This is a genomic window from Streptococcus sp. Marseille-Q7156, from assembly GCF_965119495.1.
This window is the reverse complement of the sequence record NZ_CBCPLU010000001.1, coordinates 948,343-966,135: the sequence shown is the minus strand read 5'-3', so window position 1 is coordinate 966,135 and position 17,793 is coordinate 948,343. Positions and strand designations below refer to the sequence as shown.

2 protein-coding genes and 4 pseudogenes are annotated in these 17,793 nt (G+C 35.1%); 5 read left to right on the top strand and 1 reads right to left on the bottom strand.

Annotated elements, in window-relative coordinates; translation table 11 throughout:
- Positions 1-5 precede the first annotated feature (5 nt).
- The 4 genes and pseudogenes from ACWPV5_RS04515 to ACWPV5_RS04500 all read left to right on the top strand — a co-directional run.
- Positions 6-161, top strand: a complete 156-nt coding sequence (locus tag ACWPV5_RS04515) for a hypothetical protein (protein WP_454382550.1) — start codon at positions 6-8, stop codon at positions 159-161.
- Positions 162-1,030: 869 nt separating this feature from the next.
- Positions 1,031-1,827 (top strand): annotated as a pseudogene (locus ACWPV5_RS04510) (DUF2971 domain-containing protein); the annotation flags it as partial.
- 253 nt (positions 1,828-2,080) lie between these two features.
- A pseudogene (locus ACWPV5_RS04505) lies at positions 2,081-2,209 on the top strand (8-oxo-dGTP diphosphatase); the annotation flags it as partial.
- A gap of 333 nt (positions 2,210-2,542) precedes the next feature.
- Positions 2,543-2,953, top strand: a pseudogene (locus ACWPV5_RS04500) (replication initiator protein A); the annotation flags it as partial.
- A 34-nt stretch (positions 2,954-2,987) separates the two neighbouring features.
- Here ACWPV5_RS04500 and ACWPV5_RS04495 read toward each other — a convergent pair.
- A pseudogene (locus tag ACWPV5_RS04495) lies at positions 2,988-3,893 on the bottom strand (IS3 family transposase); the annotation flags it as partial.
- A 437-nt stretch (positions 3,894-4,330) separates the two neighbouring features.
- Here ACWPV5_RS04495 and ACWPV5_RS04490 point away from each other — a divergent pair.
- On the top strand, positions 4,331-17,791 hold the full coding sequence (locus ACWPV5_RS04490) for an amino acid adenylation domain-containing protein (protein ID WP_454382548.1): 13,461 nt from the start codon (positions 4,331-4,333) through the stop codon (positions 17,789-17,791).
- Positions 17,792-17,793: the final 2 nt, after the last annotated feature.

The window sequence follows — 17,793 nt, the reverse complement described above, 5'->3', positions numbered from 1 at the left end:
AAGAAATGGATATATTAGATGATTATAAAAAAGGCGCTGACTATTTTGAATTAGAAAATGCCATACGGTCTTTAGATAACTTAGATAGTAAAGTAGAGAGTATTAAGAATATAGCTGAAGCTTTTTTCAATTTTCTCCAAAAGAAAAATGGGAAAAGGTAAAAACAACTTTATATATATTATTAGAATTTAGTAATCTAGTCGATATAACGATTTTTAAGAAAGTTTTATTAGAGGTAGAATTATTATTTAAAGAAAATAATGAAGCGTTAATTCCTAATGAAGGTATTCTATATAGTTACTTTCGCTCTTTAAACAAATATTTGAGAAAAAATGTCGGAATTGAAGATTGCCAAGATTTTTTAAATGATGATAGTATTTTTGATATGATTATTAATCGTATCAAAAATCTTAATTTAAATAGTATTGATAAATTTGTTTGTTTTGATATGCTCGGAATAATGATAACTATATTTGAAAGAGATGATGATTTTGAGAGCGTAAAAGAAAAAATCAAACAAAACATTGATGTAATAATTAATAATATTCTTTCTAAGTTTCAAGATAAATTAATATTTGTTCAATATTTTAAACTTGACAATCTTGTAAATATTTTTAAATTTGATCATCTAAGTATAATTAATCGCTTTTATAAAAATAATCCTGAGAATTTTACCGTTGGATCATATTTGTCGTGGTTAGAGACAAAAGACTCTTATATTATCAAGGACTCTATAGAAACACTTCAAACTATACGAAAATATACTGTCTCAGATATTCTGAAAAATGAAATTTTTAGTTTATTAGAGAAAGCTGGTGAAATAAAGAATGAAAATGAAGAGAAAAGAAATATACAAGATATTCAAGTAGATGAATTGGGAGAAATCGGAAATACTCTTATTGATAAAATTCGCTTTCACTTAACAATCAAATCCCGAGATCTTGAGAATAGTGAAGAATATGGTCATTATACTAAAATTGAAACTTTAACGAATCCTTTAATTAAAACAATAAATTCTGGTGATTCAAGTGAACCTGCGTTTTTGAGATTAACAAATTCTAAACAATTAAATGATCCTATGGAAGGAAGAGCCATCTATGACTACTTAGAAATAGAAAATTCTTCGGACTGCTATCAGAGTTCCAATGTCTTCCTATCTTCGATGACAACTATATCAGATAGTCTTCCTATGTGGAAAGAATATGCAGAAGAATCTAAAGGAGCATTTCTACAGTACGATAAAAAGTATCTACAACAAATTATTGAGCATGACTCTTTAGAGTTTGTGAGAATATTCTATTTAAACAGTACGAGAGAAAACGATTCTGATATTATACAAAAGCTTAATGACTTAAAAGAGCTAATTCAAGAATTAAAAGCTAGACATACTGAAGAAAGTAGGAAGGTACAGTCAAGTATTTTTGAAAATTTAGCGAAAATATCCTATCTTTTTAAGGTATCTGATTATGAATATGAGAGTGAGTATCGTATTCTAATCAACTTTGATGATTCAGATATTGAAAGAAAACTAAATCCGAAAATCATAACAGAGGATAGAATTGAATTGAAGAACTCAGAGGTTTATCAGGAGGTATTGGGCTCAGTGAAAATGAGAAATATGGTTATGATGATTTTAGGAAATATATTCACTTAGAATCAAAGGAGGATGGGCGATATGCTTTATTTGTATACATTAATCTGGCTCCTTTGAAATACTCAAAAGTTATTCTAGGGCCAAAAGTTACGGATGCAGACTATATTGCTCCATATCTCAAACTTGCTAATCCTGATATAGAGATAGAAAGTTCGAAAATTCCTTATCGTTGAGTTGAGAATAATTTAGAGCAGAAGATGGACTGACAGAATTTATTTCAAACGGATAGATAATTCAGAGATGCCAGATCTCTTTTATGATTTTTCTTACTACCATTGTCATAAAGGGTATCGATCAGGTAGTAGTGTCTTTTTAAAGTTTCAGAATCATAAGGTAATTAAGATTTTAAGTAAAATTATTGAATAACATTATAAATTATTAAGTTTAGAGTAAAAGATAATCCAAAATTAGAAAGCGAGTAAATTTATGTCCCGTTCCCAATTAACGATTTTAACAAATATTTGCCTGATTGAAGATCTCGAAACCCAGCGCGTGGTGATGCAGTATCGCTCTCCTGAAACCAATCGCTGGTCTGGTTATGCCTTTCCAGGAGGGGATTGTGTCATAATAATGACAGGTGCTAATAACGCTGTTAAATCAAGGATTTGAGCGTTCTACAATCTGTCATTAAGGAGGAATTTTTAACTTTTATTATAGAATATTGCACAAGCGAGAACATTTTAATAAGTGTTTTCGCTTTTTTATTTTCAGGAGGAAATCATGCAAAAGGAAGAACAGCCATCACGTCAAATCGTGATATGCTATCTCATGACTATCATGAGGATTGATGTTGAGGAAGAACTCAAATGGTTACTGAAATGGAAAAAGAAGGACTAATTAAATTTGATGAATCAGGTAATGTTAGCCTGTTACTACTGGAGGGAAATCATGAAACGAATATCTGCTAATCACTATCAAACATCAGAGCGTTATTATAAACTTCCAAAACTCTTATTTGAAAGCGACCGTTATAAGGGCATGAAGTTGGAGGTTAAGGTTGCTTATGCGGTCTTAAAAGATAGACTAGAGTTATCGCTCAGTAAGGGTTGGATAGATAAAGATGGAGCTATTTATTTGGTTTATTCCAACTCAAAATTAATGGCACTGCTTGGCTGTTCCAAGTCTAAGTTACTCGCTATCAAGAAAACCTTACGAGAGTATGGCTTGATAGATGAAGTTCAACAGTCTTCGAGTGAAAAAGATCGATTGGCTAATAAAATTTACTTGGGAGAGCTAGAATATGAACCTACTCTAGTCTCAATTTCAGACGGGGGGAGTGTTCAAAAAACACTAAGGGGGTCTCTGTATTGACCCCAAAAAGTTAGACAAATAATTATTGAAAGGATTTAGTTCTGTATTGCACAGGGCTAAGTCCTTTTAGTTTTACCTTAATTCGTTTATTGTTGTAGTAATCAACATAGTCTACAATAGTTTGTTCCAATTGCTTAAGCGACTGAAACGACTTCTCATAGCCGTAAAATATTTCGGATTTTAAAATACCAAAGAAAGATTCCATCATACCATTGTCTGGGCTGTTACCTTTACGTGACATGGATGCTTGAATTCCCTTACTCTCTAGGAACCGATGATAAGAATCGTGTTGGTATTTCCAACCTTGGTCACTATGGAGAATCGTATTCTCGTAGTGTTTCTCTGTGAAGGCCTGTTCCAACATCGTTTTTACTTGTTCTAAATTAGGAGAACAAGAAAGATTAAAAGCAATAATTTCGCTGTTAAAGCCATCTAAAACAGGCGATAAATACAATTTCTGCGTGCTATTTAAAATGGCAAACTCTGTCACATCCGTATAACACTTTTCCATTGGTTTGGCTGCTTCAAATTGGCGTTGAATAAGGTTATCTACTTTCTTGCCAACGTCTCCTTTATGAGAAGAATATTTTCGTTTCTGTCGCATTTTAGCTTGTAAATTGAGTACTTTCATCAAGCGTTGAACTCTTTTCTGATTTACCAGATAACCACGATTTCTTAGTTCTAAATGAATCCGACGATAACCATAATTTCCCTTGTGTTCGATAAAAATGGATTGAATCTCAGCTTTAAGCTCTTGGTCCTTATCTGGTTTGTCTAGCTGTTTCAAGTGATAGTAGTAGGTCGAACGAGCTAGTTTAATGGCTTTTAGAAGAATATCTAACGAAAACTCAGTCATTAATTCTTGAACAATTTCTGTCTTTCTTCTTTCTCTTTTTTCTACTTCAATCGGAGTTCTCTTAACTTTTTTAGGATGAACTGCCCCCAAAAAATGAGACATAAGAAAAATACATTTGTGAGGTATTGCTTTCTAACAGGTTAGTAAGTCTATATACTAAAATATAAATATTTTTGACTTTTTTCTTTGGAGTAGTATAATTAGTACAAACCTTTAAAACGTTTTCATTGGGATAGTGTCTCCTAAAAATTTTAATAAGAAGAGAGGAATTAACGTTTGTTATGTTTAATATATTTAAAATTATGCAATAAATTGTTAATATATTGGCCTATTATAATAAGTCAATAATTACAGCAGATTCTTGAAACATCATATGTAAACGTCATAAGTAAGAAGGTAGGTCTATGCCATGTTACATAGGATAATAAGAACTCATGTAAATATTAGTGTTATAGTTTTACAGTTGGAATTCTTTTGATTGTATAGTAATTAGAAAGAGGAAAAAAGATATGGTCGTAAAGGAACAGGTAAATAGTAGTATTTTTAATCTTTCTGCACCACAGATGCAGATTTATCAGATGGTAGAAGGCGGATATGATAAAGCCAGTACGATATCGGCAAGTATGATTTCCAAAAAATATAGAGATGAAGAAAGCATGAGATACTCTTTAAGAACTCTTTTTGAGTCATTTTCTATATTTCGAACATTTATCAAAATCGAGAATGGAAAACCATTACAATGGATTGATAAAAATTATCAACTTAGAGAAGATGAGATAGACCATTTAATTTTTAAGTCGGTGGAAGATTTTAACAAGTGGGTTAATGAAGAAGCTCAGAAACCTCTTCCCTTAGATGAACCATTATTTGTATTTATGACGGTGTGTGTTAATGGTCAGTATGGGATGTTTATCAGATTAAGTCATATTATTAGTGATGGACTTAGTCTTTATTTAATTGCTAATTATCTAGATAACATTTATACGGCAAAATATATAGAAAATAGGGAGCTTGCCATAGAAGACTACCCGTATATGGAAATTATTGAAGACGGAGAAAAATATAGAGGTAGTAATAAATTTCTTGAGGATATTAAATTTTGGAGAGAGCTTATAAAACAAGGGACTAGTTTTATAAGCTTATCAGATAAAAAGAGGGAAGCTTATAAAACTATAAGACATGAATTTAAATATAGTGTTGAGTTCTCTAGGGTAATTGAAGATTTTTGCAAGGCAAATAATATATCAGAATTTGTATTGTTTTTTGGTTTGTTGGGAATGTTTGTTTCTGCCATGACTGGGGAAAAAGACTTTTTCTTGGGAACAAATCTTCTTAATAGGAGTAATAAGCAACGTAAAGCGATTGGTATGTATGTGACAACAAATCTTTTGAGATGCCATTATGATGAAGAAATGACATGTCAAGAATTTTTTAAAGTGTGTAAAAAGTCTTTTTTCAACACTATGAGACATGGTCAGGTAACATATTCTGAAATAATGGAGAAGTGTCAGGATTTGGTCTCAGGAAATCTTGTTGATATAATGTATAATTATCAAAAGGGTGAATTTAGTGATGATAGCAGAGTAGCCACATGGCATCATAATGGACATTCTCAGCAAAGTATGAGTATCTCCGTGCGTCGTCCTAATCGAGACGCACTTGTTATGGATATAGATTATGATCCTACGCTCTATTCTTATGCTGACATTAATCAAATGTATAATGTTGTGAATTCTTTGATGGAGCAGATGATTGAAAATCCTGATGTAAAGATAAAAGAGATTCAATTTTGTACAAAAGAGGATGAGCAAAAAATTATAAATTGTTTTAATGCAACAGGTTTTGATTTTTGCACTGGTAATAGAACAATTATAGACTTTTTTGAAGAATCTGTAGAAAAATATCCTAATAAAGCAGCAGTTATTTTTGGAGATAAAATTTTAACTTATAAAGAATTTAATCAAAAAGTAAATATTCTCGCAAATAAATTACGTAACTTAGGTGTAACACGAGGATCTGTAGTAGCAGTTAATATGGACCGATCCGACATAATGTTAGCCGGTATATTTGCAATTGTTAAGGCAGGAGGAGCGTATATGCCTATTAGTACGGCGTTTCCAACTCAAAGGATAGAATATATGCTGAACGATTCTGAGTCGATAGTTCTTTTATACGACGGTAATGTAGGGAAACCAGAAATTGATAAAGAAGATATTATCATGCTTGACATATCTGACTCTTCCATTTGGAAAGGGGAAGAAAACGATGAAAACAATCTAGAACACATTAATATTCCGAATGATCCCATATACGTTATCTATACGTCAGGGACAACGGGTAATCCTAAAGGGGTAATAAATATACACAAAGGTCTTTTGAATAGAATTTTATGGATGAATAGAAGATATCCAATTATTTCAAAAGATGTTATCCTACAAAAAACGGTATTTACTTTTGATGTTTCAGTATGGGAGATCTTCTGGTGGAGTATGTTTGGCGCGTCAGTTGTTCTTCCGAAACAAGGAGATGAAAAAGATCCTCTGCGTATAGCTGAGGAAATACAAAGAAATAAAGTGACAGTAACACATTTTGTTCCGACAATGTTGGACAACTTTTTGGAGTATATTATATCTGTTGATAAACAAAATGTATGGAGTCACTTGAAATATGTATTTTCCAGTGGTGAGACACTACATTCTACCACAGTAAACACATTCTATCAAACAACTGATGGAGTTAGCTATGTGAAGCTTATAAATGTATATGGTCCTACCGAAGCAAGTATAGATGTATCATATTATGACTGTAAACCAAAGGAAAAGATCATTCCTATTGGAAAACCTATAGATAATACAAAGATATTTATAACAAAGGGAACAACACTTTGTGGTATTGGCATACCAGGTGAAGTTTTAATAACAGGTGTAGGACTTGCTCTCGGATATCTAAATAATGACCAACTTACTAATGATAAATTCATAGATAATCCTTTCGGTGAGGGTAAAGCATATAAAACAGGAGATTGCGCCCGATGGCTTCCTGATGGTAATATACAATATCTTAAAAGATTTGATACACAAATAAAAATTCATGGTCAAAGATTGGAAATTGGGGAAATAGAGAAGGCTCTTTTATCTATTGATGGAGTTAAAGAGGGAGCAGTAATTTGTAAAAAGAACGAAAAAAATGAAAATGTTCTTTATGGGTATTATACCTCTGGGAAAGAAATAAAACCTGCGGATGTACAGAAGATACTTACACAGATACTTCCAGGATATATGATACCAAGGTATATGATACAGATAGACAATCTTCCATTTACTGAACATGGGAAACTTGATCGTAAGTCTCTGCCTGACATTTTACAAGTTACAAAGGCTGATTATATTCAGCCTCAAACGAAATCACAGATTGCACTAGTAAAAGCCATTGAGACCGTGTTGGATTTGGATAAAATTGGACTTGATGATGATTTTATAAGTCTAGGTGGCGATTCAATTAGCGGTATCCGTGTTATTTCAGAGCTTAGAAAAGAGGGAATGACTTTATCCGTGCGTGATTTGATTGAGGGAAGAATAATCCGAGTAATCTCGACCTATATTAAAACAGAACAGCATATTATAACATTTCCACAGATAAAAGAAGGCATTATAAACGGGACACCACTTACAGATGGTTTTATGAAGTATGGATTGGATAAACCAGAACACTATAATCAAGCAGTAAGTATTGAACTGGATGAAATCTATCCGGAGAAGATTAAACAAGCTGTTGATATAGTTGTTAAAACACATGATATTTTAAGAACCATTGTCAGAAAAGTCAACGGAGTAATGAAACTCTATATACGAAATGTAGAAGAAAAGCCCCTGTATAGCTATTTAGAAGAAGACATAGACAAAGGAAGATTAGATGAGATTCAAGAAACATTTAATCTTTTTAATGGTCCGTTGTTCAAAGTAATTGTGCAACGTAAAGAAAAACGTATGATATTTATCGGACATCATCTTATTGTGGATGCCATATCTTGGGGGATAATTATTACTGACTTTTTAGATGCATATAATGCAGTGTGTAGTGAACTCGTACCGGTTATACAGCCGCCTACAACGCCATTTGCAGCAGTGGCAGATATGATTTCTGACAGAATTGAGAGGGGGTATTATTCAAATGAAAAGGCCTACTGGTATAAAAACATAAAGAATATAGAACCTCTGTTATTCTCAAAGAATAAATCAGTTTTATCTTTTGATGTAGTAGGTAGAAAAGAATTTACAGTAATAAAGAGCATATCTAATCTAGAACAATGGTGTGATAAAAGTAATTTATCTGTAGAGAGTGTGTTGCTTACTGCGCTTGCCAGAGGATATAAGAAAAATGTAGATTTTAAAAAATACAAACAGAGTCACATAATGTCTGTGCTTATGGAAAGTCATGGTCGTATGTTTGGAGAGACATTAAGACTTGAAAGGACTGTTGGGTGGTTTACTGTATTTTATCCACTTAACGTTGTGGCGACTGATAATTCTTTTATAGATGATGTTGCGAGAAACTGTCATGTTCTAGAGACAGTACCTTCCAAAGGCATGGGTTTTGCACCATATATGATGAATGCAGATTCTAATAAATTACCGAATATCATCTTTAATTATCTTGGAGAATCTCTGAGATATAAAGGTATTAAAGTCCGTACAGATAATTGTGGGAAAACAATTGCAGATGAAAACCTTGGTGAAAATATAATGGTTAATATCTTCAAAAAAGGTAATATCTATGAAACTGTGTGTGAATTTGACAGAACCAAATATGATGTAGGAGAGATTGAATCATGGATAAATGGATACGTTGAGGAACTAGAAGAACTTTGTACAATAACGTTGGGAAAACAGGAGAAAACACTAGTTATTCCTGCACATTTCGGTTTTACAGACCTGACACCAGAAGAATATCAAGATATTCAGAAAATATATGCTGCTGAAAGTGTATATGCACTTACTGCAACACAGAAGGGCTTGCTGTTGCATTTATTGAATGAGGAAAAAACAGGGGACTATCAGATTCAGATTGTTACTCAAATCCCTACGGATCTTGAAGACGATATAATCCGTGCATCATTAAAAAGGCTCAGTGAAAAATACGATGTATTCAGAACTGTAATAAATACATCATATTCGGAGCCATGTGCAATTGTATTAAAAAATTCTGAGATTAGATATTCAGTTTACGAAGAAAAAATTTCCGATGCAGGGTTAGATGGAATTATATCCATGGATAGAGGACAAGGTTTTGATTTAGAAAAGGATTCTCTTGCTAGAGTATGTAAGATAACGACTGAAAGTGGAGACACTCTTCTTTTATGGAACTTTAATCATATCATTATGGATGGTTGGAGTTTGCCGATTGTATTAAATGATTTTGTGAATAATTGCCTCAATGTGGATAAGTCACAAAGTTCTAATATCTGTACATACGATCGTTATGCTACTGAACTTAACAAAAGAGATGTTTTGTCAATGCGTGATTATTGGCGTAGAATAATGTCTGGGGCTGAAGGAGGTGCTGTCATTGAACCATTGAACAAGCTGAAGCTCATTCATAAGCCAGGAGAAGAAACTCTTAAGATTGATAAAAAGACATTAAATAAACTAGAGAAGTTTTGCCATAAAAATGCTCTGACTTTGAATTCTTTATTTGAAGTAACTGTAGGAATTCTTTTGAATCAGTACACAAGACAGGAGGATATCATATTTGGGGCTTTAGTATCAGGTCGACAAGTAAACATGGAACATATAGAAAGTCTAGTGGGTATGTGCGCTCATGTGGTTCCTGTACGTCTGAACATAAGCGAGAAGAGCAGAACGCTAGATGTCATGCATGAACTCCAGCAGCAGACTCTTGAAAGTTTTCAGTATGATTATGGCTCACTTTCTGATATGCATGCAACTGACAAAGAAGGCAACAATTTATTGCACATCATTTATGCGTTTGAGAATTACGATCTTCAGATGAAAGATAATATCGATGATTTTAGGGTAATCACCAGCAAAGAGCAGACGGAATACGATATGGCATTAAGAGTAATGCCTAGAGGAAATACTTATGACCTTCAAATTCTTTGGCATGGTGATTGTGTATCAGAAGGGCAACCAATGAGCATACTCCAACATTGGTTGTTAATCATTGATACGTTGGCAGAAAGCGGTGATGTATTCGTAAATGAGATACCTCTTTCTACACTTTCAGAAAGAAAAAACATTATTTCTACAATCAGTGAAACAGAAGACGTTATCTGGCCAGTGGAAGAAACTGTAGCATCTCTTTTTAAAAAGGCAGTAGTAAGGTGGCCGGAGAGACGAGCAGTAGTATTTGGAAGTAGAACTATTGATTACCAAACTCTAGATTATGAATCTGACGTGTTGGCTGCAAAGCTAATTGATTCTGGAATCGGAACCGGAGATTTCGTAGCACTGTTCTGTGAACGTAGTATTGAAATGATTGTGGGAATTTATGCAGTTCTGAAAACAGGTGCGGCATATGTGCCTATCAATACCATCTATCCACAGGAAAGAGTTGATTACATTTTAAATGATTGCAAGCCAAAAGCAATTTTGTATTACGGGTGTGAGGCACCAGAGGGGAGCTCATCATTGACAATTGAGATAGAGCTTGGCAATCACGAGGACTTTCTTAAGGTAGAAGATGTTGTTTTACAGAGAACCCATGAAGTACAGCCTCAAGATGTGTTGTATGTGATTTACACGTCAGGAACCACAGGTAATCCCAAAGGGGTTCTTGTTCAGAATAAGAATCTCGTAAGATTGTTGTTTAATAGTGACTTTGTTTTTGATTTCACAGAAAAAGACGTATGGACCATGTTCCATGCATATGGATTTGATTTCTCAGTATGGGAAATGTATGGAGCAGGACTTAGAGGCGGATGCCTTGTGATAGTACCGGAAGAAACTGCACAGAATAGCATTGATTTTGTTGAGTTAATAGCAAAAGAAAAGGTAACAGTTTTAAATCAAGTTCCAAGTGCATTTTATAACTTGATGAGCGTAGATGTTCCTGAAAAGACTGGTTCTATAAGATATTTGATATTTGGTGGAGAAGCTTTGCGGCCAGAAAAACTTCGTGGATGGCATGAAACACATCCGGATACATCAATTATCAATATGTATGGAATTACAGAGACCACAGTACATGTAACCTATCAGGGAATTGGTGATGAAGAGATAAGCAATAGTGATGATGCTATAGGAGTTGCCATTCCTACTACTCAAATTTATTTAGAGCGAGATGGAAGACTCTGTGGAACAGGTATTCCAGGTGAAATCTGTGTTGCTGGTTCTGGTGTGGCAAAAGGATATCTGAATCGTCAGGAACTTACAGAGATGCGATTTATAGATAATCCATATGGTTCAGGAAAAATGTATTATAGTGGAGATCTTGCAAAGTGGGATGATGAGGGAAGACTTTATTATCTTGGAAGAATCGACCAACAAGTGCAGATACGTGGATTTCGTGTAGAGCTTGGTGATGTTGAACACGCAATGATCCAGATAGGTGGAATTAAGGAGTGTGTAGTAATAGACAATGAATCCGAAGATGGGAATATTTATCTCGCAGCTTATTACACATCTACTGAGGAATTGAAATCTGCAGATATAAGAAATCAATTAAAAGAGATGGTTCCAGGATATATGATACCAACTGTCTTTATCAGAATTGAGCAATTACCGACTACTGTCAATGGAAAGCTTGATAAGAAGAAGTTAAGAGAAATCACTATGGTTTCGGATGTAAGTGACGAGAATAAAGTTCCTGAGAATGAGAAGGAGATCATCCTCGCAAACGCATACAGTAATATCCTTGGAATTGATATGGAGAGAATCGGGCAGGAAGCGGATTTCTTTAGCCTTGGAGGTGATTCAATCAAGGCACTGAGAGTAGTAACGGAAGTAAGAAATTTTGGATATGAGCTTAAAATCAGAGATATATTATCGGGGAATATTCTTTCAGAACTTGCAGAAAAAATGGCTTTTCATGATGAAAGGGCAATCAGATACAGCATGAGATTTGGAGAAATCAAGGATACACCGATCGTAAAACAATTTTTTGAGAAGGATTATGCTGACAAAAACCATTACAATCAGGCACTGATGTTTGAAGAACAGAATATCAATGTAGATGCTTTCAGAAATGCATTGTATCAAGTTCTAGATCATCATGAGATATTCAAGGCAGTGGTAATGAACGACCATCTATATCAGAATAAGGAGCTTTCTGATAATCATATTATCTTCGAAGTATACGAAGATATGAAGGACAGAATTTCTGAGATACCACAGATCTGTACAGAACTTCAGAGCGGACTTGATATAGAAAAAGGGCCAATGATTATTGCAGCAATATTTAAGACAGAAGAGATAGATTTCATTATGATAGCGGTTCATCATCTTTTAATTGACGGCGTATCATGGAGAATTCTGTTAAATGATCTGAGACGTGTTTATGAGGAAAATCTTTTAAAATGTAAGGCTACATTCTCGGAAAGAACTGCATCATATACTCAGTGGGCAGATGAAGTAGACCGTATTGCGAAATCCAATTTGCTTGATGACCAGATTCCGTATTGGACGTCTATGGTAGAAAAAGTTACAGAACATTACAAAGGCATTGTGAATAAAAGCACAGATGTCGACAGTTTTAGCCCTGTTATTGAAAGACAGCATATCATTGAGGATTCTGAGACCGAGGAAGTGCTAAAGAAGTGTGCGGCTAAGATCAATGGTTCCGTAGAGGACATACTTCTTGGAACAATGATACTTGCCTATGGAAAGGTAATGGGGAATAGAGAAGATGAATTCTGCTTTGAGCTGGAAAGTCATGGTAGAGAAGGACTTCCTACAGAGTTGCATCTGGATCAGACAATTGGCTGGTTTACGGCAATCTATCCATGTGTTGTAAAGCTCACTAAGGACAGTTTAAATCAGGTTCTTTATGTTAAGGAACAGAAAAAGAATATCCCAGGAAAGGGCGTCGGTTACAGTGTACTTAGCATGGCAGGTAAGGTTGAGAATGTTACAGCACCGGTCAGATTTAATTATCTTGGTGATAACAGGGATACAACAGAATTTAAGATGTCTCAGATGCCAGCAGGAGATGCAGTATCTGCAGAGAACATTTCAGACCAAATCTGTTGGGACATGATCTGTATAGATGGAATGCTGTCTTATAAACTTGTTACCAGAAAGAACAATTTTCTGGAGCAAATGTCTGGCAATGAGAATGTAATTGATTTATGGTTCGAGGAATTTGAAATTGCTTTAAATGAGGTTATAAAGGCTATAGAGGCAGAAGAAAGAGCACTCTATACACCTCATGATTACGGTGTAGAACTGTCCTTGGATGAGTTTAAAGAAATTTCAGACAATTATGATTTTGAGGATATGTATCCTCTGATGTCTACACAGGCAGGAATGCTTTATCAGAAGATTGCTGAAGATAATACAGGAGAATATGTTATCCAGTCATGTTTTGCAGTTACAAATGCGTTTGATTTTGAAGCGGCTGAGAAGGCTCTGGAACTTTTGGGAAAAAGATATCCGGTTCTTCGCACCAGAATACTTTATAAAAATAGCATCAAACCTGTACAGATTATTGATAAGGATTTGAAGCTGGAATATAATCATATTTTTTGTAAGGAGGATGAGATAGAGACTGTCCTTGTAGAAGATATAAGAAGAGGATTTGAACTGGATATGAATTCTCTTCTAAGGCTTACAGTGATAACTCTTGAGGATAACAGTATAAGACTTATATGGACAATGCATCATATTATTATGGATGGCTGGTGTCTGTCATTGATCTTTGGTACTTATCTTGAGTATTACAAGCTACTTGTGCAGGGAGAAAATGTTGAGGTAAATAATTCCACAGAGAAGTCATTCGGTGAATATGTTCACTGGTTAGGAAAACAGAATACATTATCTGAAATAAGCTTTTGGAAAGAGCAGATAGAAGACTATGAAAATGAAAAAAGAATACCGGAAATTGGTGGAGATCAAGATACGGATAATCTGCTTCTTATCTGTGATACAAGGATTGATGAGAATGTTGTGCAGAAGGTAACTGCTTACACAGAGAACAATAATGTTACAGCAAATGCTATATTCGAAACCGTATGGTCTGTAGTTCTTTCACAGTATACAGGTAGCAATGATGTGATCTTTGGAATTGTTAATTCGGGAAGAAATATAGAACTGTCTGGAATTGAGAATACAGTGGGCCTTTTCATACATACTTTGCCACTTAGGATCATGTTTGGAAATACGACAACGGTTTCTGAATTGATAAAAGAGGTTCATACCAAGACTTTGGAAGTTTCTGAAAATAGCATAGTTGAATTAGGAGAAATCTTAAAACTGAATGTTGCTGGAAACGGATTATTTGATACGTTGTTTGTATTTGAAAACTACTACATGGATGAGAAACTTACGGCAAGTGATGAGTTCAAAGTGTTAAGCAGCAGGGAACAGACAAATTATGGAATTACGTTCCGTGTACATCCTGACGACGGTTACAGAATTGAGATACTGGCAAATCCTAAAAAGTTTAGTAAAGACTTTTTAGGCATGCTCTTGGAAAGAGCGGAGTATATTCTTCGCGTGATGATGGAAACACCTGAAATCTGTGTAGATGAAATTCCTATGTGCAATGAGGCAGAGGAACATACGATTCTTAATAAGTTCAATGATACGAATTATGAATATCCGATGGCAGGAAGCGTGATCAATCTGTTTGAAGATATGGTTGCACTGTATCCAGATGTGGTAGCACTTCGTTATAAAGGAGAAGAACTAACATACAGAGAGTTTAACAAGAGAGTAAATATTCTTGCTCATGAGCTTATGAGAAGAGGATACGGACACGGGGATTATATTGGTGTTTGTATTGAAAGAAGCTTTGAGATGATGATCGGTATTTTCGCAGTAGTTAAGAGCGGAGCTGCTTATATACCAATTGATACATCCTATCCCGAGGCTAGAATCCAGTTTATTCTATCAAATGCAGATGCCTGCTGTGTGCTGGTAAATGAAGAAATGGCAGAAAAGGTTAATTATGGAGAAATTGACAAGTTCATAATTGCTTCGGATATTACCATAGATACATTTACGGACAGTACAAAAGAGGAGGAAGAAAATCCCGATGTTAAGCATGAGGGAGATGATCCTATTTACGTGATCTATACTTCTGGAACCACAGGACAACCAAAGGGAGTAGTCAACCTGAATAAGGGACTTCTCAACAGAATTAGATGGATGCAGAAGGAATATCCTATCGGGTTAGGTGATGTAATTCTTCAGAAAACGGTTTATACCTTTGATGTATCTGTGTGGGAATTGTTCTGGTGGAGCATGCAGGGAGCAACTCTTCATCTACTGGAGCAGGGAGATGAAAAGGATCCAAGAAGGATTATTGAAGGAGTCATTGAAGGCGGTGTAACAACAATACATTTTGTGCCGACTGTACTTGATCTGTTCCTTTGGGAGCTTGATAGGCATAAGGAATTTGTAGACAAGTTTATGTCGTTAAAATATGTATTTTCAAGTGGAGAGGCATTAAAGCCGGATACAGTAAAAAAATTCCATTCTATATTTGAAACTAGCGGGCCAAAGCTGATCAATGTATATGGACCAACGGAAGCAAGTATAGATGTATCTGTTTATGAATGTAGCAGACCAGAAGATTTAGTACCGATTGGAAAACCTATTGATAATATTCGTCTGTATATCCAGAACAACAGCAGAATCTGTAATATTGGCATGCCAGGAGAACTGGTAATAACTGGTGTGGGCGTTGCTCAGGGATATATAAATAATCCGGAACAGACATCAGACAAGTTTAGAAAGAACCTCTATGGAGAAGGTAACATGTACTATACCGGTGATCTATGCAGTTGGATGCCAGATGGAAATATTCGATATCATCACAGAATCGACAATCAAATTAAGATTCATGGTCAGAGAGTCGAACTTGGTGAGATAGAATCAGCAATGAGAAACGTTGAAGGAATTTATGATGCGGCAGTGATTATTACCACAAGAGGAAAGGATGTAATCTTGTGCGGTTTCTATGTGTCAGATATGGTACTAGATACTGAAGAAATCAAGATTTCCCTTTCAGAGAAGCTTGCTGGTTATATGATTCCGAATCTGCTTGTACAGATCGATAAGATTCCGTTTACATCTCATGGAAAGCTTGACAGAAAGACCTTGACGGATCTTGTTCCTGAAACTGTAGACAAGAGAGGCTATGAAGCTCCGGTAGGAGAGAAAGAAGAGTTCATAGCGAAAATCTTTGAAGAGGTACTTGTATATAAGAATGTGAGCAGGACGGATGATTTCTATTCCTTAGGAGGAGATTCCATAAAGGTAATGAGGGTTCTCTCCAGAATACGTGCTGAGCACTATATGCTTTCTATAAAAGATATTATGAAGTACCGAACTGTTGAGTTAATTGCATCTCATCTTAAAGCAGAAGAGGAGGAGACCATTAAGGAGCAAAGGATTGGAGCTATCACCCCTCTCCCTATTCAGGAACAGTTCTTTGACTGGGATATTGACGATTGTAACTATTATAATCAGGCAATGATGCTTAGGTTTAAGTTTGAACCGGATGTAGACAGACTTAAGGAGGCATTTGATTCGATGACAGAAATACATAGTATGTTGAGATGCTTCTGGAAGGAAGGAACCCCAACAATTTTGCCATTTGAAAAGAACAAATTCTTTACTTTTGAAGAAGTTGATTTGATGGATATTGCGGAACAGGGGGAAAGTTTGGAAACAATAATCCTTGAAAAGAACAATAGTATTCAACAGGGAATCAATATAGAGACAGGCCCACTTATGAGAGCAGTTCTTTATAAGATGGGAAGTGAGCATTATGAGTTGTTCATTTGTATACATCACCTAGTAATGGATGCTTATTCCTGGCGTGTATTGATTTCAGATTTGGAACTTGCATATAGGCATGAAAATCAGGAAATGCTTAGTATTCCAAGAGAAGCGAATGAGTTCTGTGATTGGTCAGAGGCGGTTATAAGTTCTGTAAATGATCCGGAAGCCTGTGCTGATTTTTGGAATTGCTTTATAAAAGATTCAAAAGAATATCAGAAGCCTGACAGAAAGAATCGTACTGCAGGTATCAGGGAAATGAGAAGAGAACTTTCAGAGGATATTACAAAAAAACTCAGACAAAATATGGTCCAGAATTTTAATGTAAATGTAGAAGAACTTATTCTTGCCGGTGTTAAGTTAGCTCTAAATAATTGGGAAACATCAGATATTAGATGTATCGATATAGAAAATCAGGGAAGAATGATTGATGGAATCAAATGTGCCAACGACAGGACAATCGGATGGTTCACAATGATATATCCGTTTGCTATCGAAAAGTCACATAAGAATGTATTAAATACAATTCTTTCAGTCAAAGAGGAGAAAGCTTCCATTCATCAGCATATGCATGAGTATGGAGTATTGTACAGCTTAGGTCTCGGTGAAGAACATATCCAAAAGAGAAGTGCTATACTTTTTAACTACCTTGGTGTTCTAGATGATGAATATCATAGTAATGAGATGTTCATGGCGTCTGAATATCCGATTGGAAACTGTATGGACTTATGCAAGGCGCCTGTATACCCGATTACAGTAGATTGTAGCATTACTAAGAATTGTCTGGGATTTGACGTGAAGTATGATACAGGTCTTTATTCAGACGAAGAAATAGCGGAGCTTCTGGAATTGTTATCTGAAAATATGAGAAGTATTGTAGAAATAGGAAATCATCAGGAAGAAGTTATTGTTACACGTTCTGATTTGGGAGAAGCAGCCCTTACTATGTCGGATGAGGACTTCGACGAATTGGATACTTTATTAACAGGATTGATACAGGAGATATAAAG

What these genes read in the sequence shown, in the direction of transcription:
- ACWPV5_RS04515 (WP_454382550.1), top strand. Translation starts at nt 6, where the DNA reads ATGGATATATTAGATGATTATAAAAAAGGCGCTGACTATTTTGAATTA.
- ACWPV5_RS04490 (WP_454382548.1), top strand. Translation starts at nt 4,331, where the DNA reads ATGGTCGTAAAGGAACAGGTAAATAGTAGTATTTTTAATCTTTCTGCA.